This window comes from Nocardia sp. CA-128927, assembly GCF_050955855.1.
In the GTDB taxonomy this organism is placed as follows: domain Bacteria; phylum Actinomycetota; class Actinomycetes; order Mycobacteriales; family Mycobacteriaceae; genus Nocardia.
Genome location: NZ_CP192087.1, coordinates 7,791,668 through 7,813,336, shown reverse-complemented (window position 1 = coordinate 7,813,336; position 21,669 = coordinate 7,791,668). Strand labels below are relative to the sequence as shown.

23 protein-coding genes are annotated in these 21,669 nt (G+C 65.4%); 11 read left to right on the top strand and 12 right to left on the bottom strand.

From position 1 onward, the window contains the following. Positions 1-78 precede the first annotated feature (78 nt). Entirely contained in the window at positions 79-666 is a 588-nt protein-coding gene (locus tag ACQPW1_RS36100; RefSeq protein WP_433656816.1) for a TetR/AcrR family transcriptional regulator, read from the top strand. A gap of 53 nt (positions 667-719) precedes the next feature. Here the strand turns inward: ACQPW1_RS36100 and ACQPW1_RS36095 are convergent, their stop codons facing one another. Together ACQPW1_RS36095 and ACQPW1_RS36090 are read right to left on the bottom strand one after the other, a co-directional pair. Next, entirely contained in the window at positions 720-2,687 is a 1,968-nt protein-coding gene (locus tag ACQPW1_RS36095) for a glycosyl hydrolase family 18 protein (RefSeq protein WP_433656814.1), read from the bottom strand. A 394-nt stretch (positions 2,688-3,081) separates the two neighbouring features. Further along, a complete protein-coding gene (locus tag ACQPW1_RS36090) occupies positions 3,082-3,939 on the bottom strand; it encodes a C1 family peptidase (RefSeq protein ID WP_433656813.1) in 858 nt (285 codons plus the stop codon). 262 nt (positions 3,940-4,201) lie between these two features. Between ACQPW1_RS36090 and ACQPW1_RS36085 the strand changes: the two genes are divergently transcribed. Both ACQPW1_RS36085 and ACQPW1_RS36080 read left to right on the top strand, forming a co-directional pair. Next, complete coding sequence (locus tag ACQPW1_RS36085) at positions 4,202-4,864, top strand: papain-like cysteine protease family protein (protein ID WP_433656811.1); 663 nt, start codon at positions 4,202-4,204, stop codon at positions 4,862-4,864. Next, positions 4,861-5,463, top strand: a complete 603-nt coding sequence (locus ACQPW1_RS36080) for a hypothetical protein (RefSeq protein WP_433656809.1) — start codon at positions 4,861-4,863, stop codon at positions 5,461-5,463. The genes ACQPW1_RS36085 and ACQPW1_RS36080 overlap by 4 nt, the downstream gene beginning before the upstream one ends. A 13-nt stretch (positions 5,464-5,476) precedes the next feature. Here ACQPW1_RS36080 and ACQPW1_RS36075 read toward each other — a convergent pair whose 3' ends face one another. Continuing rightward, a complete protein-coding gene (locus ACQPW1_RS36075) occupies positions 5,477-5,863 on the bottom strand; it encodes a DUF5997 family protein (protein ID WP_433656807.1) in 387 nt (128 codons plus the stop codon). Between the two features lie 144 nt (positions 5,864-6,007). Between ACQPW1_RS36075 and ACQPW1_RS36070 the strand changes: the two genes are divergently transcribed. After that, positions 6,008-6,949, top strand: coding sequence for a LysR family transcriptional regulator (locus tag ACQPW1_RS36070; protein WP_433656805.1), 942 nt, complete (start codon positions 6,008-6,010; stop codon positions 6,947-6,949). A 124-nt stretch (positions 6,950-7,073) separates the two neighbouring features. Here ACQPW1_RS36070 and ACQPW1_RS36065 read toward each other — a convergent pair whose 3' ends face one another. Beyond that, positions 7,074-7,406, bottom strand: a complete 333-nt coding sequence (locus ACQPW1_RS36065; RefSeq protein ID WP_433656803.1) for a hypothetical protein — start codon at positions 7,404-7,406, stop codon at positions 7,074-7,076. A 135-nt stretch (positions 7,407-7,541) separates the two neighbouring features. Continuing rightward, positions 7,542-7,811 (bottom strand): DUF2631 domain-containing protein, encoded by a 270-nt coding sequence (locus tag ACQPW1_RS36060; RefSeq protein ID WP_433656801.1) that lies wholly within the window; start codon positions 7,809-7,811, stop codon positions 7,542-7,544. A gap of 161 nt (positions 7,812-7,972) precedes the next feature. Here ACQPW1_RS36060 and dxr point away from each other — a divergent pair, with 161 nt between their 5' ends. The 5 genes from dxr (at position 7,973) to ACQPW1_RS36035 (ending at position 14,766) form a co-directional block, all read left to right on the top strand. After that, complete coding sequence (gene dxr, locus ACQPW1_RS36055; protein ID WP_433656799.1) at positions 7,973-9,112, top strand: 1-deoxy-D-xylulose-5-phosphate reductoisomerase; 1,140 nt, start codon at positions 7,973-7,975, stop codon at positions 9,110-9,112. A gap of 278 nt (positions 9,113-9,390) precedes the next feature. Beyond that, positions 9,391-10,590: a M50 family metallopeptidase gene (locus ACQPW1_RS36050; protein ID WP_433656797.1), complete on the top strand. Its 1,200-nt coding sequence runs from the start codon at positions 9,391-9,393 to the stop codon at positions 10,588-10,590. Between the two features lie 143 nt (positions 10,591-10,733). After that, positions 10,734-11,891, top strand: coding sequence for a flavodoxin-dependent (E)-4-hydroxy-3-methylbut-2-enyl-diphosphate synthase (gene ispG, locus ACQPW1_RS36045; protein ID WP_433656795.1), 1,158 nt, complete (start codon positions 10,734-10,736; stop codon positions 11,889-11,891). A 111-nt stretch (positions 11,892-12,002) separates the two neighbouring features. Further along, on the top strand, positions 12,003-12,869 hold the full coding sequence (locus ACQPW1_RS36040; RefSeq protein ID WP_433656793.1) for a GNAT family N-acetyltransferase: 867 nt from the start codon (positions 12,003-12,005) through the stop codon (positions 12,867-12,869). 88 nt (positions 12,870-12,957) lie between these two features. Then, the gene (locus ACQPW1_RS36035) at positions 12,958-14,766 is read left to right on the top strand and encodes a penicillin-binding transpeptidase domain-containing protein (RefSeq protein WP_433656791.1); all 1,809 of its coding nucleotides are present in this window, start codon (positions 12,958-12,960) and stop codon (positions 14,764-14,766) included. Here the strand turns inward: ACQPW1_RS36035 and ACQPW1_RS36030 are convergent. The 5 genes from ACQPW1_RS36030 to ACQPW1_RS36010 all read right to left on the bottom strand — a co-directional run bounded on the left by ACQPW1_RS36030 (position 14,760) and on the right by ACQPW1_RS36010 (position 17,928). Beyond that, positions 14,760-14,918 (bottom strand): hypothetical protein, encoded by a 159-nt coding sequence (locus ACQPW1_RS36030; RefSeq protein WP_433656789.1) that lies wholly within the window; start codon positions 14,916-14,918, stop codon positions 14,760-14,762. The genes ACQPW1_RS36035 and ACQPW1_RS36030 overlap by 7 nt on opposite strands. A gap of 435 nt (positions 14,919-15,353) precedes the next feature. Further along, positions 15,354-15,854, bottom strand: a complete 501-nt coding sequence (locus ACQPW1_RS36025; protein ID WP_433656787.1) for a peroxynitrite isomerase — start codon at positions 15,852-15,854, stop codon at positions 15,354-15,356. A gap of 124 nt (positions 15,855-15,978) precedes the next feature. Next, the gene (locus tag ACQPW1_RS36020) at positions 15,979-16,470 is read right to left on the bottom strand and encodes a hypothetical protein (RefSeq protein ID WP_433656785.1); all 492 of its coding nucleotides are present in this window, start codon (positions 16,468-16,470) and stop codon (positions 15,979-15,981) included. A 12-nt stretch (positions 16,471-16,482) separates the two neighbouring features. Then, on the bottom strand, positions 16,483-17,538 hold the full coding sequence (locus tag ACQPW1_RS36015) for a MerR family transcriptional regulator (RefSeq protein ID WP_433656783.1): 1,056 nt from the start codon (positions 17,536-17,538) through the stop codon (positions 16,483-16,485). A gap of 42 nt (positions 17,539-17,580) precedes the next feature. Further along, the gene (locus ACQPW1_RS36010; RefSeq protein WP_433656781.1) at positions 17,581-17,928 is read right to left on the bottom strand and encodes a winged helix-turn-helix transcriptional regulator; all 348 of its coding nucleotides are present in this window, start codon (positions 17,926-17,928) and stop codon (positions 17,581-17,583) included. Positions 17,929-18,000: 72 nt separating this feature from the next. On the opposite strand from ACQPW1_RS36010, the gene ACQPW1_RS36005 reads away from it, so the two are divergent. Together ACQPW1_RS36005 and ACQPW1_RS36000 are read left to right on the top strand one after the other, a co-directional pair. After that, positions 18,001-18,759: an SDR family oxidoreductase gene (locus tag ACQPW1_RS36005; RefSeq protein WP_433656779.1), complete on the top strand. Its 759-nt coding sequence runs from the start codon at positions 18,001-18,003 to the stop codon at positions 18,757-18,759. A gap of 408 nt (positions 18,760-19,167) precedes the next feature. Further along, the gene (locus ACQPW1_RS36000; protein ID WP_433656777.1) at positions 19,168-19,620 is read left to right on the top strand and encodes a DUF4254 domain-containing protein; all 453 of its coding nucleotides are present in this window, start codon (positions 19,168-19,170) and stop codon (positions 19,618-19,620) included. On the opposite strand, the gene ACQPW1_RS35995 is transcribed toward ACQPW1_RS36000, so the two are convergent. Both ACQPW1_RS35995 and ACQPW1_RS35990 read right to left on the bottom strand, forming a co-directional pair. Then, complete coding sequence (locus ACQPW1_RS35995; RefSeq protein WP_433656775.1) at positions 19,621-20,121, bottom strand: hypothetical protein; 501 nt, start codon at positions 20,119-20,121, stop codon at positions 19,621-19,623. It lies immediately after the preceding gene. A 92-nt stretch (positions 20,122-20,213) separates the two neighbouring features. Continuing rightward, positions 20,214-21,596 (bottom strand): APC family permease, encoded by a 1,383-nt coding sequence (locus ACQPW1_RS35990; RefSeq protein ID WP_433656773.1) that lies wholly within the window; start codon positions 21,594-21,596, stop codon positions 20,214-20,216. Between the last annotated feature and the right edge of the window lie 73 nt (positions 21,597-21,669).

Sequence of the window (21,669 nt, the reverse complement as noted above, 5' to 3'; positions counted from 1 at the left end):
CATGAAACCTAAGTCACTAAAAAAGTGCAACCACTAAACTTTAATAGTGGATGCACCTTAATCGGGTAGCGTGAGGGGGTGGACGAACCGATCGGGCGCCGCGAGCGCAAGAAGGCCCAGACTCGCCAGTCGCTGGCGGATGCCGCGCTGCGACTGTTCCTCGAGCACGGCTACGACCGGGTCGGCGTCAAAGACGTGGCCGAGGCGGCCGACGTATCGGTGACCACCTTGTTCAAGCATTTCCCCAGCAAGGAGGCGCTGGTCTTCGACCTGGACGACGACCTGGAGTCGGCGCTCGTCGCCGCGGTCCGCGAACGCCCACCCGGCCAATCCATCCCCCAGGCCTTGCGCGAGCACATCCTGTTGCGAGCAACCGGCGTGGCAGCGGCGGATGGGCAAACTCCCGCCTTCGTCCGCATGATCGCCGACACCCCGGTCCTGCGCGACTACGCCCGCCGCATGTGGCTGCGCCACGAAACCGCCTTGGCGACAACGATTGCGGAAGAAGTCGGCGCGCCCACCGACGACGCCGCCTGCGCCGCGCTGGCCCGATTCGCCCTCGACGCAAGCGATCTCATCGAACGCCATCCCGATCCACGCCGCGCCGCGGACGAGATCTTCGCCATCCTCGAAAAGGGCTGGGCCGCCAGCTATTCCGAGGCCTGAACGCGCAAAGGTGGGCCTCGTAGCCCGAGGCCCACCTGTGTGTTCGCGAGTTCCTACTTCAGTGTGATGTCATCCACGCTGTAGGACCCTTGGCCGTACCAGCCGTGCACCCAGATGGTGACTTTGGTGGTCGATGCACCGGTGGTGAATTTGGTCGAAAGTTGTTGGTAGGCACCGCCGGTACCCGGAGTCCAGGTGGACGTGTCACTGGTGCCTGAACCGGTGACGCCGAGGTAGACGTAGTTGCCGTTCACCCACGCCGACAGTGTGTACGCGTGATTCGGCTCGACGGTTATCTGCTGCGTGCACTGGGCAGTGTCGCCGCTGCTGGCCGCCGCGGTGAGGGCACTCTTGCCGCCGTGCACCGGGCTGGTGACGAGGGTGCCGAGATTGCCCGCGCAGGACCACGGCGACAGGGAACCGCCTTCGAAATCACCGTTGACCACACCGTTTCCGGTGGGCGGCGTGGTGGTTGTCGTGGTCGGCGGAACGGACGTGGTGGTTGTCGTGGTCGTAGTCGTGGAGGTGGGCGGAGTCGTCGGTGTGGTCGTCGGCGGTGTGCAGGTCGAAGCGCTGCCGTTGACGGTCTTGACCACCTGGTTGAACAGTGTCGACGCCGCATCCAGGTTCTCCAGCGAGTACATCATCGCGCCGCCGAGTCCCTTGCAGTGCAGGTAATCCGACTTGGCCTGGATGGATTGCAGCGAGTCGCCGCCCCAGAAGTTGGTGCCGTCGTAGAAGTAGGCGGCCTGTGCTACCGGGTCGTAGAACGTGCGGGACGGATTGTCGACGACGCCAGCCAGCTCCTTGTACATCCGGATGCCAGGAACGTTGCCGGACGACGGTCCACCCGGCGCCGGACCCGTTGCGGGTTGGAACAGCCCATTCTTGTTACCGGGCTGCACGCCCGTCCAGCCGCGATAGTAGAACGGATAGCCGATGGTCAGCTTGGTCGGCGGGAAGCCGCCGGGGATGCCGTAGGAACTGTCACCCGTGGTCCACGCGGTGATCGCCTCATCGATGTTGTACTTCGCGTTGCCCGGCGGCACCGGGTTCATCGGGTCGTCCGGCCTGCTGTAGATCGGATCCTGGAAGTTTGTCGGGCCCTTGGCATCCCACGCCCCGTGCATGTCGTAGGTCATGACATTGACGAGGTCGAGGTAGTTGCCGAGTTTGTCGGTCTCGTAGTTGCGGATCTTGTCCTGCCCCGCCGCCACGGCCGCGGTCAGCGAGTAGTGCTTGTTGTCCACCAGACCCTGTGCGTCCAGTTGCTTGCGCAACTCGGCCGTCAGCAAGGTGAAGTTGGCTCGGTCGGCCGTCGAGGCGTGGTTGCCGACATGGCCGCCACCGCCTGGATACTCCCAGTCCAGGTCGAGGCCGTCGAAGACGCCCTTACCGGTGCCCGGGCCGCCGTAACCATCGGCCTTCGGCAGGTTGCCCTTGATGAACATGTCGATGCAGGAGGACGCGAACTTCTTGCGCGCGGCATCGGTCGCGGAGATATCGGAGAAGAACTTCGAGTACGTCCAGCCGCCGATCGACAACAGCACCTTCAGGTTCGGGTGCTTGGCCTTCAGCTGCTTGATCTGCTTGAAGTTGCCGACGATCGGGTCGTTCCAGGCGTCCGCGGTGCCGTCGACGCTGATCGAGGCGCCGAACGACTTGCCGTAGTCGGCGAACGAATCACCCGCGCCGTCACCGGCATTCGGGTTGTTCTCGTCCTGGCTGGCCGCCTTGTTCGCCTCGAAGCAGGTCAGGTCGGTGGGGTGGATGTTCGCGAACGCGTACATCATGTAGTCGAGCTTGCCTGCCATACCCGAGGTGTCGACGTTCTTGAGGTAGAAGGCGTTTTCGTAGACCGACCATTGGTTGTAGTAGCCGATTTTGACACCGCCGGAGGTCGGGGGAGCCGCGGCCGCGGTCTGGGCCGGCGCGTTGGTGAATCCCACCAACACCGCGGCTATGCCGATCAACAGACTCGCGACCATTGCGACGAGCCCGGTAGATTTCGCCGTTCGCATGGGGTCCTCCCTATGGGGACGTTGGATCGGTCCCCGATGAACGGAAATCGCATAAAGGTCAGCGAATCGTTCACCGCGACATTTCTGTGTGCGCGCGGCGATGGCCCGAAGATCGTAGGCGAACGAGAACCGAAATATATTGTGCTGGTGGTTGTCCCGGCCGATGGGGGTGCCGCCGAGTCCGGCCAACCGTTTGAATCATGACATGAACGGCGGCGTCCGGATCCCCAGTGTGAGAGTGGGGAGTGCGGCTGGTCAGCGGGTTGTTTCCCCAGTTCCTAAGGGGTAGACGCGGAGAAGATTGCAGGGGGTGCAATCGGCGGAAAACGCCCGGTTCCTGCCGGCGGTGCAGCCGACAGGAATCAGGACTTCGAACTACTCATGACGTGATCAATCATCCGGTGACAAGTCGTCCCATCGAGTGGATTTCATCGACGTCGCCGCCGGTGATGAACGACCACGGCGCGGTAAAGAATCCGTTGTCGCCCCAACTCGCTCCCCAGGAATTCTGGATCGTGACGCCATTCTGGTCGTAGCCGACGATCGTCACCTCATGGCCGCCCACCGTGCGCTCGTTGCGTGACGGGTTGTAGCGGGAGTTGCTCTTGCTCAGATTCATGAAACTCTGCCGTACCTCGAACCCGATCGGGACAGGCAGGCCCGCCGAGATCGCATTCTTGATGTTGGTCACCCGATCGCCGGAATCCAGATCCTGGGCGCCGGAGAGCTTGTAGTGCGCGGCGTTCGCCCGTTCCGACGCATCGGGCTGGGTGGTGTAGTCGAAATCGCCCTGCCAGTAGTGGGATTTGGTGTCGATGCCCTGGCTGCGCTCCATCGGCAAGGCGACACCGGCCCAGGTGCCCTGGTCGTCGCCCTTGGCGATCTGCGCGTAGATGTACATCGGCGCCATCGGACCGCCGGCGATCTTCTGCTCGTTCATCAGGACGCCGTAGCCGGTGTAGCCCGTCGCCCACGCCACGCAGGACCCGACCGGACCCTGGTCGCCCGCGGGTGCCGCGAACTGCTTGAGCGAGTAGGACGGCGGCGCGACGGCGGACCCGACCCGAACAGGCAGTGCGAAGCCGGTGCTGGTGTCCTTGTCCTGGTTGGCCTTTGCCGCCTGCACATCGAATCCGAAGGAATGGTGCTTGAGTTCGGGCGCCGTGGGCGGTTCCGCTTGCGCGATTCCCGTCGAGACGATTGCGACACCTACCGCGAATGCCATTGCGGCAGGCAGGAATGAGTAACGCATGGTGACTCCTGATTGATGATTTGTCCGTTTTGTCGACTTTGGGCTAGTGCCCGATGCGCACCGGACGTCGAAAATTGTTGAACTGTGGAACAGTTCGGACGTGCCGCTGCTACATTGCGAATGCTCCTCGCAAAACATCAGTGCGGCAACAGCATTCGGCGTTGACATCTTGTTTCGAATTGGGGACCGTCCCCACTTGCCGTCGCCGGAAGCGGCAGCGTAACTTTCCCTGAAATTCAGCGACCCGAAAGTGGGTGCCCGAGTGCTGCCACGAAGAAAACTGCATGCTTCGCTGATCGCCGCGACAGTGGTGATCCTTTCCTTCGGCCACAGCCCATCGCTCGCCGAACCACTCTCCGCTGGAAAGGATTTCGCCGCACACTCGACCGGACTGAAGGTCACCACCGCACTCCCCGGTGTAATAGAACCGCGCCAGCTGGCCTCGGGTTCGAAAACCCTTCCCTACGCCCAACAGGTACAAGAGTGGAATCAATGGTGTTGGGCGGCCGACGGTGCCTCGATATCCACCTACCTCGGCCGCCGCATCGCCCAGGCCGACTACTGCAAACTCGTGCACGACACCGCGCGGGGTAAGCCGTGTCCCAACGAGAGCGCGTCACTCGAGGAGATCGCCGACGCATTCAAAAAGATCGGCTTCACCGCGTCGGTCGGTTCGCCGTTCTCGATGACCAAAATCGCCGCGGAAATCACGGCGAACCGCCCGATCCTCACCGGAATAGCCTGGGCCGCAGGCGGTGGTCACGCCCAAGTCGTCTATGGCTACGACGCAGACACCGGCACGATCACCTACGGAGACCCGTGGCCGACCTCGCAACGAATCGTCACGCAGACACTCGCGTCGTACACCCAGAACTCCGAATGGGCTTGGTTCGGCGAAGACTACGGAATATCGAAAAAGAAATGACCCGCCGCTCGCTCTGCGCAGCAGCACTCCTGTACGCCGCCTTGGCAATTCAGGGATGCGCGCCCCCACCGCACACCCCGCCGAATGCCGACATCAGCCCGGCAACCACCCCGGATGCCGCCACGATCGCCCAAGTCCTGGAATCACCGGCGACAGCCCAACTAGCCGCCTCATTCCTCCGATCCCAAAACCCACCCACCACCGAAACCCCGCCGACTCTCCACCGATCCGGCCCCCACGTAATGGTCTACGCAACCAACCCGAAGTTCGCGACCGACCCCCAATCCCCACTACACAACGCAGGCACCCCGTCCTACATCGCCATACCAACAACAATCGGCCCCCGAACCGACCCCGACACAATCCAACTAACCCCAACCCCGCCCTACACCCCACAGGCCATCGCGACCGGAACCGAGGAATCCCAAGCAGCCCAGGCCCTACCCCCCAACGCCCACCTACTCCTCGACTACCCGTCCCACACCTGGTTCGCCTGGACCGAAACCCAAGTCACCGCAATCTCATCCAGCACTCACACCGACATCAAGGGTCGAGAATTCGACACGACCCAATTCAAACAATGGCTGACGTCACGGTGAGCTCCGTGACGCCTTACGTGCGGTTTTTGGCGGGGCGGTTTGTGGCTGCGCGGCGTTCGGCTTCCTTGGTGGCGATTCGCTCGTTTTCCTTCAGGACCTCGGCGTAGGTTTCGCGTTCGCGGATCAGCCATTCTGGCGGGTCGGCGAGGAGGGCGGCGATTTCGTCGGCGGTGAGGGCGTCGGAGACTTCGGCGCGGGAGAGGCCGGAGTTGGAGACGCCGAGTTTGCGGGCGGTTACGTCGCGGGGGAAGGGGCCGGTGCGGCGGAGGTCGGTGAGCCACTCCGGGGGATTGGTGCGGAGGGCGTCGAGGTCGGCGCGGGAGAGGGGGGTGTTGCGGAAGGATTCGGGGGCCGCGGGCAGGTAGATGCCGAGCTTGTTGGCTGCGGTCAAGGGCTTCATCATCTGAGGGTTCGGGTCCGGGCTCACAACTCCACCTCGCTGGCGCTCGGTTCCGTCGTGCGCCCGAGGGGGCTGTGCCATCGATTCACTCGCTGCCGCTCGCTCATTGGAGACAGCCTATCCGGTGGCGATATTGTTCCTGGCATGAGCCGGTTCGAGTCGATCGATGTCGTGCGGCTGCGGTGGTTTGTCGCGGTTGCGGAGGAGCTGCATTTTGCGCGGGCGGCGAAGGGGTTGAATATCGCGCGGCAGCGGTTGAGTCAGACGGTGATCGAGCTGGAGGAGGAGCTGGGGACGAAGCTGTTTGTGCCGGGGGCCCAGCCGACCCAGTTGACTGAGGATGGGGAGGAGTTGCTGGGGGCGGCGCGGGAGTTGATCGCGCGGGCCGCGGCGGCGGTGGTCGAGGAGACGCCGGACGGGCCTGCCGCGTTGCGGGTCGGATTCGTGCCCGGGGTGACGGTGTCCAAGTGGACCAGGATCTGGAGTGAGCGTTTTCCGGATACCTCGCTCGAGGTGGTCGGGGTGCCGATGAGCGAGCAGGAAGAGGCGTTGCGGGAGGGGCGGGTCGATCTGTGCTTCGTGCGACTGCCGATTGATCGAGACGGGATGAGTGCGATTCCGCTGTATCGGGAGCTGCCCGTCGTGGTGGTGCCGAAGGATCATCCGATCTCGGTCTTCGAGCAGGTGAGCATGGCGGACCTGGCCGACGAGCGGATGCAGGATGCCTCCGATATCGACGCTGTCGAGGGTGCCATCGAGCTTGTCGCGGCCGGCGTGGGTGTCGCTGTGGTCCCGCATTCGATCGCTCGGCTGCATGCTCGCCGCGACCTGGTGTATCGCACGGTCACCGATGTCGCGGACACGGAGATCGCCTTGGCGTGGCCGACGGATCGGACCAGTGATCTGGTCGAGGATTTCGTGGGGGTTGTCCGAGGTCGTTCCGAACGTAGCTCTCGGTCGCCTGTTGTGCGGGCGAAAAGCCCTGAGCCGCAGAAGAAGTCGGCGGTCAAGCGAACCGGTGGACGGCCGAGTCCGGCAAGGAATTCGGTCGCCAAGAAGAAGCCCGCGAAGCGTCGCGGACGCTAGCTCGCGGACGGCTACCGTCGAGCGGAACATGACTGCGGCACAACACAAGTGAGCTCTCGATCATGTTCCGCTCAACGACGGTCAACGCGTTATCGGGCCGTAACCCGTTCGCCTACAGGCGAGTTCAGCTCTTGCTCCCGCAGACACGGTTGAGCTGGTCGGTGACGGGATCCAAATCGCTGACGTTGTCGTCGGCCAACGCGTTGGCGTAGGCGATGATGACGTCCTTCTCGGCCTGTTCGCCACCGCTCGCGGCGATGGACAGCAACGTGAAGTGCAGCGCCTTGGCGACCGGGTCCTCCAGGACGCCGTTGGGCGATCCGTCGATGGCCTTGTTGATCGCGTCGACGGCGCGGCCACAGGTCTCGGACTGAGCGTGGGCCGTGGCGGCGGGCAGCAGTAACAGCGAACCGACAGCGCTGGCGGTCAGCAGCGCGGCGGCGAAGATCTTGGGCATTGGTGTCCTCACGGTCTGGTCAGCAACAAAGGTCCGCGACCAACTCGGTCGCGGACCTCTGGACCCAAAACCGTACAAGACACCACTCGCCCGGCGAAAGCCGGTATATCTCAGGGCAAGTCGGGTGCCCGCCGACTAGCGAGGCTTGCGGCGCAGGAACGAATCCCGGACCAGGATGCCGACGATGGCGGCGGCGAAACCGATCAGGTAGATGTCCTCGACACGTCCCTTGTGGTTACCGATGACCATCGCGACCAGGATGAACGCGACGATCCAGCCCGCGACGCGGAAGGTGCGGGGCGACTCACCGCTCCACCCCCATGCGGCGGAGGGAACCTCGGCGGTGTCCACGTGAGTGACGATGCCGCGCTCGGTGCTGGCGGGTTCGAGTTCCGTGGCGGCCACGATTCGCTCCTTAGCTGGTTCGGGATGGACTGCTGCTCGATATCGTGACATACGACGGTGCGTCGTTGTAAGTCGGGACACGCCGCTGGGGGACGGTAGCCGACGAAGTCGGCGGGGCGGGTAGGCACTGTGCCTTCTTTTTTGTGCGCCACAATGAACTCGTGTCCGACATCGTGAGAGTCCTGCTCCTCGGCAGTACCGGATCCATCGGTACCCAAGCGCTCGAGGTGATCGCCGCCAACCCCGACCGGTTCGAGGTGGTCGGCCTGGCCGCGCGCGGCGGCAATACCGAGCTATTCGCCGCGCAGATCGCGGCCACCGGGACGCGCAATGTCGCGGTCGCCGATCCGAAAGCCGCCCAGCAGCTCGACATCGCGCTGGCAGGTCCGGACGCGGCGACCGAGCTGGTCCGGCGCACCGAGGCCGACGTCGTGCTCAACGCGCTGGTCGGCTCGCTCGGCCTGGAACCGACCCTGGCCACCCTGCAATCGGGCACCCGGCTCGCGCTGGCCAACAAGGAATCGCTGGTCGCGGGCGGCTCGCTGGTCACCCGCGCCGCGGCGCCCGGCCAGATCGTGCCGGTCGACTCGGAACACTCCGCACTTGCGCAATGCCTGCGCGGCGGTCGCGCCGAGGAGGTGGATCGGCTGGTGCTCACCGCCTCGGGCGGCCCGTTCCGCGGCTGGACCGCCGAGATGCTGGAATCGGTGAATCCCGCTGAGGCCAAGACACATCCGACTTGGTCCATGGGTCCGATGAACACGCTGAACTCGGCCTCGCTGGTCAACAAGGGCCTGGAGCTGATCGAGACGCACCTGCTGTTCGGCATTCCCTACGACCGCATCGACGTCACCGTGCACCCGCAGTCGATCGTGCACTCGATGGTCACCTTCACCGACGGCTCCACCCTCGCCCAGGCCAGCCCGCCGGACATGAAACTGCCGATCGCGTTGGCCCTCGGCTGGCCCGACCGAGTCCCCGGCGCCGCCCTGGCCTGCGACTTCGGCACCGCCGCCACCTGGACCTTCGAGCCCGTCGACAACGAGGTCTTCCCGGCCATCGACCTGGCCCGCCAGGCAGGCGAGGCGGGCGGCACCGTCACCGCCGTCTACAACGCCGCCAATGAGGTTGCCGTACAAGCCTTCCTGGACGGCGCCATCCGCTTCCCCGACATCGTCCGCACCGTGGCCGCCGCAATCGAAGCCGCCGACCAGTGGCGCACCGAACCCACCTCCCTCGAAGAAGTCCTCGCCGCCGACACCTGGGCCCGCGACTTCGCCCGCGCCCGAGTTCGCGCCTGACCCCTCATCCGTGAGTGGCACATGGCTGCGGCAAAACGTGAGAGCACCTCTTCACCATGTGCTACTCACGGAACCTGATCCGCACTGTGGGGAAGGCTCGGACTCGCCCGACAACCACCTCCTGGCACACTGAACACGCAGGGCCGGGCGGGGTCCGGTTACTGTGGTCGGGGTGCTCGCGGCCGTGACGGGATGTGCGGGTCCAGGTTTGTGGGCGGCCGATCCGGCGGTCGCACTTCATAAGGCGAGCTGCGCTATGCAGGAGGGCTGCTAAACACATGGTCTACGCGTTGGGGTTCGTGCTGTTCGCGCTAGGCATCACGATTTCGATCGCGTTGCACGAATGCGGGCACATGTGGACCGCCCAGGCCACCGGTATGAAGGTGCGGCGGTACTTCATCGGTTTCGGGCCGAAGATCTTCTCGTTCCGGCGCGGTGAGACCGAATACGGCCTCAAGGCGCTGCCGCTCGGCGGCTTCTGCGATATCGCGGGCATGACCGCCCTGGACGAGCTGCAGCCGGAGGAAATCGACCGCGCGATGTATCGCCAGGAAACCTGGAAGCGGATGGTCGTGATGTCGGGCGGCATCGCGATGAACTTCCTGCTCGGTTACATCCTGGTGGTCATCCTCGCGATCGGCTGGGGCCTGCCGCGATTCGACCAGCCGCCGGCCACCGCGCTCGGCAACATGAGCTGTGTGCCGCAACAGAATCCGGACGGCAGCACGCAACCGTGCACCGGTGCGGGCCCGGCTCAGCGCGCCGGTCTGCAGCGCGGCGACATCGTCAAGTCGGTCAACGATGTGAAGGTGACGACCTGGAAGGACTTCCAGGCCGAAACCCAGAAGCAGTCCGGCCCGTTCACCTACACGGTCGAGCGTGACGGCACCACCATCACCATCCCGGTCACCCCGGAACGTGTCATGCGTTACCCGGAGGGCGGTGGGGTCGGCCGCGAGGTCGGTGCGGTCGGCGTCGGCTCGGACTTCTACGAGCCGGTCAAGTACAACGTGCTGAGCGCGATCCCGGCCGCGGGTGCGTTCACCGGCGACATGTTCGTCCGCACCATGCAGTCGCTGGCCCAACTCCCGCAGAAGGTGACCGCACTGTGGACCGCGGTGACCGGCGGCGAGCGCGACCCGGAAACCCCGGTCAGCGTCTACGGCGCGAGCAAGATCGGCGGCGAGACCGCCGAACGCGGGCTCTGGGGCGTATTCATCCTGGTACTGGCCAGCCTGAACTTCTTCCTCGGCGCCTTCAACATCCTGCCGCTGCTGCCATTGGACGGCGGCCACATGGCCGTGGTGCTGTACGAGAAGATCCGCAACACCATCCGCGGTTGGAAGGGCCTGGCCCCCGGCGGCCCGGTGGACTATCTGAAGCTATTGCCGATCACCTACGTCGCGGTGGTGATCGGCGGCGCCTACATGGTGCTCACCTTGGTCGCCGACATCGTCAATCCGATCAAGTTGTTCTGAGTTTCCCCGGACGCGGTACCCTGTCGCCGGCACTTGGGGGACAGCACGTTGTCGTGGGCGTCACAGGGTGGTCGTTCGGCGTGCGCGACTAAGCTCGGAAAGCGAACGGCCCACAATGAACGTACGAAAGTAGGCAGCCGAAAGTGACCAGCACAATCGGATTGGGGATGCCCGCCGCACCTGCGGCCGTTCTCGCTCCTCGACGCAAGACCCGCCAGTTGAAGGTGGGCAATGTCGGGGTCGGAAGTGATCACCCGATCTCCGTGCAGTCGATGACCACCACCAAGACCCACGACATCAACGCCACCCTGCAGCAGATCGCGGAGCTCACCGCGTCCGGCTGCGACATCGTCCGGGTGGCCTGCCCGCGTCAGGAAGACGCGGACGCGCTGGCGACGATCGCGCGCAAGAGCCAACTCCCGGTGATCGCCGACATCCACTTCCAGCCCCGCTACATCTTCGCGGCCATCGACGCGGGCTGCGCCGCGGTGCGCGTAAACCCGGGCAACATCAAGGAATTCGACGGCCGGGTCGGCGAGGTCGCCAAGGCCGCGGCCGCCGCGGGCATCCCGATCCGCATCGGCGTCAACGCCGGTTCGCTGGACAAGCGGATGCTGGAGAAGTACGGCAAGGCCACTCCGGAGGCGCTGGTGGAATCCGCGCTGTGGGAGGCGAGCCTGTTCGAGGACCACGGGTTCGGCGACATCAAGATCTCGGTCAAGCACAACGACCCGGTGATCATGGTCGAGGCCTACCGTCAGCTGGCCGCGCGCAGCGACTACCCGCTGCACCTCGGCGTGACCGAGGCGGGCCCGGCGTTCCAGGGCACCATCAAGTCCGCGGTGGCGTTCGGTGCGCTGCTGTCGGAGGGCATCGGCGACACCATTCGCGTCTCGCTGTCCGCGCCGCCCGCCGAGGAGATCAAGGTCGGCGATCAGATCCTGCAGTCGCTGAACCTGCGCCCGCGCAAGCTCGAGATCGTGTCCTGCCCGTCGTGTGGCCGCGCCCAGGTGGACGTGTACAGCCTCGCGAACGCGGTCAGCGCCGGTCTCGAAGGCATGGAAGTGCCGTTGCGGGTGGCCGTGATGGGTTGCGTGGTGAACGGGCCCGGCGAGGCGCGTGAGGCGGATCTCGGTGTCGCGTCCGGCAACGGCAAGGGGCAGATCTTCGTCAAGGGCGAGGTCATCAAGACCGTGCCGGAGGCGATGATCGTGGAAACCCTGATCGAGGAGGCGCTGCGCATCGCCGAGCAAATGGGCGTGGACGCGGGTGCCGGCGAGCCGGTCGTCACGGTCGGCTGACCCACATAGCGGGTTGTAGCCGGACTTCGTCTGGTTCAGTTGAACAGAAGACGAACTGTTGCGTTCGGCATAGCCGTACCACATCGCCGATATTCGTGGCAGGCTAGCAACGTGCGGAGTCTGCTGGAGCCGACGCGTAGGGCGAAGTACGTCCCCGCGCGCCAGCTCGCGAACCGGGACCTGGGACAGGTCCTTCGAGTGCTGGATGCCGATCCGGTGGCCTCGTGCATGGTCGCCGCCCGGCTCCAGGAATTCGGCCTGGATACCGCCCGGTGCGGGCAGGGCGAACTGTGGAGCCGAGGTGGCCCGTCGGAGTCGCTGTGTTTCTCCGGTGCGAACCTGGTCCCGCTGCGCGGTGACCACGACGCGCTACGGGCGTTCGCGGACCGGGCGATCCGGTGGCCGCGGATCGCCTCGTCGGTGGTCGGACGCCGTGAGCTGGCGTTACCGCTGTGGGAGATGCTGGCCGACCACTGGGGTCCGGAGCGGGAACTGCGCGGCGAACAGCCGCTGCTCGCTCTGTCGCAGCCGCCGCTGGTGGAGCCCGATCCGAACGTCCGCCGCGTGCGGCCGGACGAACTCGATCGCTACCTCTGCGCGGCGATCGCCATGTTCATCGAAGAGGTCGGCGTGGATCCCCGCGCGGGTGACGGCGGCCGCGGCTACCGTCGCCGCATCCAGAGCCTGATCGAATCCGGCCGCGCCTGGGCACGTTTCGAGGACGGCGAGGTCGTGTTCAAGGCCGAGGTCGGATCCCTGTCCCGGCGCACCGGTCAGATCCAAGGCGTCTGGGTGCATCCCGAACATCGCGGCACCGGGCTCGGCACCATCGGCACGGCCGCCATCGCCAACGCGGTCGTGGCATCCGGTCGCACCGCGAGCCTGTACGTGAACGACTACAACGAAGTCGCGCGCCGCGCCTACGGTCGCGTCGGCTTCCGGCAGATCGCCACCTTCTGCACCGTCCTCCTCGACTGACCCCGCCTACGCTGAAAACCGTTTCAGTGGAAAGAAACACGGAGCGGCGCGGAGGTTTGCTCAGCGTTGGCTATTACCATCGGAGCCGATGTCGACCAGGACCTATCCGCTGAGAAAACCACTCATCGTCACGCTGGCTGTCGCGATGCTGGCGGTGCCCGCGGCCGGTTGCGCGCGCGGCCCACAGGGTCCGGTGCCCGCGGCCGATGATTTCGTCACGGCCTTCGCGAAGCACGACCTGGCGGCCGCCGCCGACCTCACCAATCAGCCCGAAAAGGCCGGTGCCGCACTGGGTTCCGCGTGGGATCACCTGCAGGCCGAGCAGCTCACGGCGCACACCGGCTCGGCCAGGGTGAGCGGCGACACCGCGACTGTCGACTACACCTACGAGTGGCGGCTGCCCAAGGACCGGACCTGGCGCTACACCGGGCAGTTGCAGATGGGGCGCAGCGGCGGCCGCTGGAAGGTTCGCTGGACATCGTCGAACATCCATCCCAAGCTCGGTGACACCCAGACGATGTCGTTGCGGGCCAACCCGGCACCGCGCGCACGGGTGAACGAGCAGGCGGGCAGCGATGTGCTGGTGCCGGGCAGGGTTTCCCGGGTCGCCTTCACCGCGGCGAATACCGCCGACCCCGGCGCGGTCGCGACCTCGCTGTCGGCGGCGCTGAGCCCGTTCGACCCGGAGCTCACGCCCGAGTCCGTCCGGGACGCGGCCCTCGCCGCCAAGGGCGCGTACACCGTCGCGTTGCTCAGCGAGAGCGAATTCGACCAGGTGAGTACCGATCTCATCGGCCTGCCCGGGGTGATGATCACCTCGGAGTGGGACCTGGTGCCCACCGATCGCACCTTCGCGCCGGACCTGCTCGCGCAGATCCGCAAGACGGTGATCGCCGAGGTGGACGGCAAGGCAGGCTGGAGCGTGGTCACCATGAACGCCAACGGCGCCGACACCGACGTGCTCACCGAGGTGCCGTCGCAACCGGCGCCGTCGTTCTCGCTCAGCGTGGATCGCAACGTGCAGAATGCCGCGCAACGCGCCGTCGACCTGCGCGAGGAGCAGGCCATGATGGTGGTGCTGCGGCCGTCCACCGGCGCGATACTGGCGATCGCGCAGAACAAGGCGGCGGATCGGGACGGCCCGGTCGCGACCATCGGCCAGTACCCGCCGGGTTCGGTGTTCAAGACGGTGACCGCGGCCGCCGCGATGTCCACCGGCCTGGCCACGCCGGACACGGTGCTGCCCTGCCCGAGCCGAATCATCATCGGGGACCGCACGATTCCCAACTACAACCTGTTCACGATCGGTGACGCGCCGATGATCACGGCCTACGAGCGGTCGTGCAACACCGCGTTCGCCAACGTGGCCAGCAGGCTGCCGGGTGACGCGCTGCACACGGCCGCCGCGAAACTCGGTGTGGGACCGGGCTATACGGTCGCGGGCCTGCCGACGTTCTCCGGCTCGGTGCCGCCGTCGGACGAGCTGATCCAGCGCACCGAAGACGGCATCGGCCAGGGCAAGGTGGTGGTCAGCCCGCTGGGCATGGCATTGATGGCGGCCACCGTCGCGCACGGCTCGGTGCCGGTTCCGTACCTGATCGCGGGCCGCGCCACGACGGTCGACGATGCGGCGCCCGCTCTCGCGCCGCAGGTGATCACCGGGCTGCGGGCAATGATGCGCAGGGTGGTCACCGGCGGCACCGCGGAACGGATCGCCGATCAGGGTGAGGTGTACGGGAAAACCGGTGAGGCCGAGGTCGACGGTGGGTCGCACTCGTGGTTCGTCGGCTACCGCGGTGATATCGCGTTCGCGACGTTGTTGGTCAAGGGTGGCAGCTCCGACAATGCGGTCGCGGTCAGTCGCGACATGATGGCCGCGCTGCCACCTGGCTACTGAGGCGCGCGGTCGTGCGCGGCTACCTGATTGCTGGACGAGGTGCCGCTGTGCGTGATCGCGGCACCGGCGTCGCCGCCGTCGAGAATCTGGACGGTCGCGGCGCCGCCGAGGACAATTGCCACGCTGGCCAGAATTGTGGTGGAACGCTTCATTGTTCGGCTCCCTCGGGTCAGGGGTGTCGACGGGGGAAGGGTTCTAGCGTTTCCGCGCAGGGATTACCGCGCGAAGTTGTCTGGAAGTTTGCTGTCTTTCGAACCGTAAACCGGGATCGATTCACCGAACAAGCTCGAGTGGCTGATGACACATGGCAGCAAGAAAGTGTCTCAGGTCACATTTCGGACGAATCTCGGAGAGAGTACCCCCGAACCGGTGGGTGTTTTCGCGGAATTCGCCGAATCTCGAAACAACTCCGTGGAACGGGCTATTCGGCCAGATAATGTTCCGGAACCTGTGCCGCTCGGCGGAGGGTATTCGGTTCATGCCGGATCGCCCGCTACATCTTTCGGTGTAGCGGGCGCAGGCGTGATCTGATCGACGCAGGTCGCGCGTCCGGGACCATGCGCAGACGCGACGGTGGCCGAGGTGAGTCAGTCGGCCCGGCGCAGGGTAGCGGCGAGGTGATGTTGCAGTGGCTCGCCGACGGCCGCCATGCGCAATGTGTAATCGATGGTGTCGCCCTTCAGCTGAAAGGTACGGCCGAGGGCGGTAACGAGTTTCGCGGTGCTGCTGCGGCCGATGCTGGTGGAATCGAATTCCATGTGCAGCGCGTCATCGGCGACATTCAGTGCGCCCTCGCATATTTCGGTGATTCCGGTGGGGTGGGCCAAGATCAATTCCACCCGGTCGGGGCTCGGGCACCGCAGATAGCCGGTTTCGGCGTGCATCGGACGGCTGCCGTCCGCGGCGCGGGTGCGCTGCCGATAGGTGAGGAACGGGCGGCCGAGATGGCCGAACCGGACTTCTTCCAGGTAATCGAACGACTGGATGGTCGGGTATTCGCCACGGCCGTTGCCACGCCAGGTGCCGAGCAATGGAGCCAAGGGGGCGATATCGGGATGGGGTGCGATTGACGGTTGGGGTTCGACCACGGCGCACAGCCTAAACCTGTTGGTTCTCGGGGGGTTCGTATACTGCCGAATTCGGTTTCGCGCCTAAGGTTAGCATCGCCTAATCGCCAATCGCGTTGTGCGGCCTATCGGAATTCAGCGTGGCTTACCCACGGCCGGTTGGGGCCGAGGCTCGGGGGCTGGTGTCTTGGGCCTTGATTGATGCTTCGACCTCATCGACGGCGGTGCGAATCATTGCGCCGTAGGGGGTCTCGGGGAGGGTGTGCAGTGTGGCTCGGGCCGCGGTGAGTTCGCGTTGGGCGGCGGTGAAGGAGCTCAGCCTGCGGTAGTTGTCGGCCAGGTTGAGGTGGAGGGAGGGATAGAAGCCTTGGACGTCGAGGAAGGAGTGGTATTCCTGGGCGCGGGTGTTGGTCAGGGAGTCGGCGGCGTCCAGGGCGCGGATGTCCCAGGTCAGTGCTTCGGCCGCGTCGTCGTAGAGGTCGGCGAGGTAGTGGGCGAGGGTGCAGCGGTGTAGGGGATCACCCTGCGGGCCAAAGGAATTCCAGAGGGTGAGGAGGGACTCGCGGGCCACGTCAGGTTGGCCTTCGTGGCCGAGTGCGACCGCGCGCGTAATGGCGGTCATGGTGTCGTCTGTCATGGGTTCGGGTTCCTAATCTGTTGATTGCCACGTTGGCATGGCAAGGGTGGTGAGGTCTCCGTCGGTGGCGGAGCGAAGAACGATCGGGAGGTCGGGTGCGGCGATGTCGAGCATCAGGTCTGGGCCCAATGCGGTGTGCACGGCGGGGAGCAGAGTGGTGATGTTGAAGGCGAGTTCGATGTCGGCGCCGGTGACTGTGGCGGGCAAGTGGTTTCGTTGGTTGCTGCCGGTCACCGTGAGACCTGTGTGATCGACTTCGAATCGAACTGTGGGGGAGCTGCTTTCGAGGAGAGTGAGCAACGGTGTGCGAGCCGTGACCACTCGGGTTCGCACCGGCGCGAGGGCCGACAGCACCGCCCGATAGTCGGGGAACGGTTCATCGATCACTCGGCAATGTCGCTCGGTACCGTCACCGGCCAGCAGTAGACCCTGATCCGTTGGGGTCGCGATGATTTCGTCCAGCTGACGAAGCCAGGCGATGATCGGGGCCAGTTCGCCGGTATCGACGACCAGCGACCAGTCGCTGCCCTGCCGATCCCGCGACACCACAGTTCTGGTCGAGAGTCGGTAGCGATCAGTAGCGGTGAGCGTCAACGAATTCGCGCTCGCCTCCAGCAGAATGCCTGCAAGAATAGGTATTTCGCGGCTATCCGCAGCGGCGGCCCGTACTTGCTCGAACGCCTCTGCCAACAGCGCGGCAGGCAATGCGACACGGTCGCTCATCGACCCGACTCCGAGTGACTGCTTGATCCGCTCGGCAACGAGCGTGGCCTCCAAGGCCCGTCGCTGCAACTCACCGACGTGCTCGTCCAACAGTCGTTCCGCGCGCCCGGTATCGCCGGACAGAATCTCCGAGATCGAATCGAGCGGCATCTCTATCGCCCGCAGTCGACGGATCAACGCCGCGCGTTCCCGCTGCGCCTCCGTGTAATACCGGTACCCGGTGAGCGGATCGACCCTGGCGGGCACCAGCAACCCGCAGTCGTCGTAAAACCGCAGCGCACTCGCCGTGAGCCCGCTCGCTCGCGCCAGTACGCCTATCGTGATCAACCCGTCGGACTCAGCCACCAGGTCATCATGGAGTCTCAGGTAGGCGGAAGGTCAAACTGCTCAGTCGTTCGAGTCGGTGAGTGTTGTCTCCCACCGTCGCGACCAATCCCAGACGTGCTGTAGCGCGGTGCCGAGTTCCGTTCCCGCGGTGGTGAGTTCGTAGGACTTGTCCGCTTTCTTCACGATCAGACCCGCGCCCTGGAGGTGTTGTAGGCGCACCGAAAGCATGCTGGAGGAGCAGTTGTCCATCCGTCGCCGCAGTTCGAGGAATCCGAGCGGTCCGGGTGCCAGTTCCCACAGCACGCGTAGCATCCACCGCTGTCCCAGCAGTTCCATCGCGGCCGGTACCGGCGCGTTCGCCGGATCGACCCGGCCGTTGGGCGGCTTCGCCCCGCTTGCACTTCTCATTTAGAACTACCATAGTGATTCTGATTTAGAAGCAATCCGCCGGGCCGACGGTCCGCAATCGAGAGGGAAACGGTGGGCGAACCAGCCGGACAGCGAATCGTTCTGATCACGGGTGCCTCGCGCGGCATCGGCGCGGAAACCGCGCGCATCCTCGCCGCCCGCGGCGACCACGTGATCATCAACTACCGCGAAAAGCTCAAGCGCGCCAAGACGATTGCGGACGAGATCATCGCCGCAGGCGGCAGTGCTTCCACCGCGGGCGCGGACATCTCCGATGAATCCGCCGCCCGCACGCTCATCGAAACCGTCACTCAGGAATTCGGCCGCCTCGACGTCCTGATCCTCAACGCGTCCGGCGGCCTCGAACGCAACGCCGCCCCCGACTACGCCATGTCGATCAACCGCGACGCCCAGACCCGCCTCGTCGAACTGGCCGTCCCGCACATGCCGTCCGGCTCCCGAATCGTCTTCGTCACCAGCCATCAGGCCCACTTCCACGGCCGCAAACCGGTTCCCGCCGACTACGAACCCATCGCCGCCAGCAAACGCGCGGGCGAAGACGCCCTCCGCGCCATGATCCCCACCCTCGCAACGCGCGGCATCACCCTGCACACCGTCTCCGGCGACATGATCGACGGCACCATCATCGTCCAACTCCTGGAGCGCCGAAACCCCGACGCGGTCTCCGCCCGCCGCGACAACGCCCCACTCCCCACCATCACCGAATTCGCCACCGCCGTAGCCGAAGCCACCACCAGCCCAGCCGATTCCGGCCACACCGTCTACATCGGCGGCCCCGATTACCTCACCGCAGACCAGGTCTCCGCCTGACCATCCGTCAGGTGTCGATGCGGCGCCGGATGCGTTCGTGCGAACTGGGCTGTCGGCTCTCGTCCACGACCGCCGCCACACTCGCCACAACTGCACGTGCGATTTGCCCGGCTCGCGAAGGAATGCGTGCGGCGGCGACCCGTAAGGGCATAGCCGCAGGTGATTACTTCCGAGTGGCAGATTAAGGTGTGGTCACTCGAGGTTTGCCGCGCTGGATTCCTGCGGCGGCAAACTGGTGGGGAGGCGACTGACCAGTGCGTGTCGGATGAACGGAAGTGGGTGAAATCGACGTGGAGGGGGGAGCTCTCGTTCACTCTATCGATGTGTGCCAGGTGCGGGATGTGCTGCGGCGACGTCACCACCCGAGGGGCGGGGCGTACCGACGCGCGGCCAGGTGGGGGTGTTGAGGTGAACCGCTTGGGCAACGACCGGGCGCTCCCGGCGAAAGACCTGATGCTCGCGGCCTTCCGCGGCTTCCCGCACGAGGACCATCCGATGCTGGAGGCGGCGGGCGAACTGGCCCAGCTGCATCTGGTGCGCGAGCGGACCCCGGCCGCCGAGTCGGTCAAGATCGATCAGCGCCGCGTCCATCTGATGCGCACCATCGATCGTTGGGTCACCTTGGCGACCCCGGTGCCGGAGATCGCCGCACCCGAGCACTCGGAGACCGTCGGCAGAATGGTGGACCGGCTCGCGGGCATGACCGCGCAGGCGGTCGCCGCGCTGGCCTTCGCCCCGGAGGCGGTCTTCTACGACGCGTGGGTGCAGATCGAGGAGATGGCCGACGGCTACCAAGACCTCATCGACGACCTGCGCAACGGCATCCGGCGGTTACCGGACGACCCGTACGACCACTGGTGACTACTTGCCGCGTCCGAACAGCCGGAACGACCGATTCCGGCGCTGCGGCAGGGTCGCGTAGACCATGGTCATATCGGCGAACACCTCCGCCTCCCGCTCCCGATCGACCCCGAATTCACTGCGCCCGAGCACATGCTCGATCGACTGCGGCGAAATCGAGGGCAACATCAACGTCAGCGTCGGCGGCACCGGCGTGCTGCGATCCGACTCCTGCGAGCCGTGACCGAGCAGCATGTGCCCCACCTCGTGCAGGATGATGTGATCGGCATTGCGATCGGTGGCGTCGGCGTCGTAGATGATGAGGTCGTCGTGTTTGCGCGCGACCCACAGACCGCCTCCGCCGCAACCGATCTCGTGCAACAGTGCCTTGGGCGCGGTGTGCAGGCTGATGGAGCGGCCACGGTGCGCGGCAACGGCGGCGAGGTAGGCGGTCAGATTCCACGGGTTGGGGAGGGGCACGGTTCGGGTCGAGTCACCGAAACGAGCTTCCATGCTGGTCATCTCGGCACACATTACTCACAGGGTCGCTCGTAGTCACCTACTGATACGGACTAACTAGACATGGGAATTGTCTCGTCCAACAACAAGATCCACTATTCGGCAGGTGGTTCCGCCGCCGGAGGTTCGGCATGCAGGTACCGGATCAACAGGTGATTCACGCCCCACAGCACGACGCCGATCGCGAGCAGGATCCCCGCGATCGTGTACTGCTGCGGATTGCGATCGGTCCACGGTGTGACCAGGAACCCGCACGTCAGCGTGCCGATCACCGGCAGCGCCGTCGGCGTGCGGAAGTGCTCGTGCTCCACGTGATCTCGACGCAGCACCAGCACCGCGACGTTCACGATGGTGAACACCGCGAGCAGCAGCAGCGCGGTGGTACCGCCGAGTTCGGGCACCTCGCTGACGAAAGCGATCAGGCACAGCGCGAGCAGCGTGGTGAACAGGATCGCGATGTACGGCGTGCGCCGACCGGAATGCACGCGCCCCAGCGCCCGCGGCAACACCCCTTGCTTGGCCATGCCGTAGAGCAGCCGACTGGCCATCAACATGTTGATCAGCGCGGTGTTGGCCACGGCGATCATGCTGATGTAGGCGAAGACGTGCGTCGGGAACGAGGGCCAGCCGACCCCCACCACCTGCAGCAACGGTGTGTCGCCCTGGCTGAGTTGGGGTACCGGCACCAGCGCGACCGCGGTGATCGACACCAGCACGTAGATGACGGCGGTGATGGCGAGCCCGGCCAGCAGCACCTTCGGGAAGATCCGGCTCGGCTGCTTGCATTCCTCGGCCATATTGACCGAGTCCTCGAAGCCGACCATCGCGTAGAAGGCCAGCGTGGTGGCGGCGATGACACCGCCGACGGCCGTCCGGTCACCGGTATCGAATTCAGTGATCCGGCTGAAATCGCCGTCGCCCGCGCCGAGCGCCCAGCAGCCGATCCCGATGACGATCAGCAGACCGGTCAGCTCGACGCAGGTGAGCACCACGTTCAGCTTCACGCCCTCGCTGACGCCGCGCAGATTGATCACCGCGATCACCGCCATGAACGCCAGCGCGATCATCGTGACCACGATGCCCGTGCCGATATCCAGGTCGAAGGCCTCGGCGAAGTTGGCCGCGAAGGCCCGCGACGCGGTCGACGCCGAGGTGATCCCGGAGCACATCACCGCGAACGCGACCATGAACGTGAGGAATTGGATGCCGAAGGCCTTGTGCGTGTAGAGGGCGGCACCCGCGGCATTCGGGTACTTCGTGACCAGTTCCAGGTAGCTCATCGCGGTGACCAGTGCGACCAGGAACGAGACGACGAACGGCACCCACACCGCGCCGCCGACCTCGTGGGCCACCTTCCCGGTCAGCGCGTAGACCGATGAGCCGAGGATGTCGCCGATGATGAACAACAGCAGCAGCCACGGGCCCATCACCCGCTTCAGCTCCGGTTCCGCTTCCCGCTGTGTGGTGACGTCGGCCATGCGGTTCCCTCCCGGATGTTTCTCAACAGATGGTTGAAGTACCCCGAATCACCCGAAAGTAGTCGACCGGTAT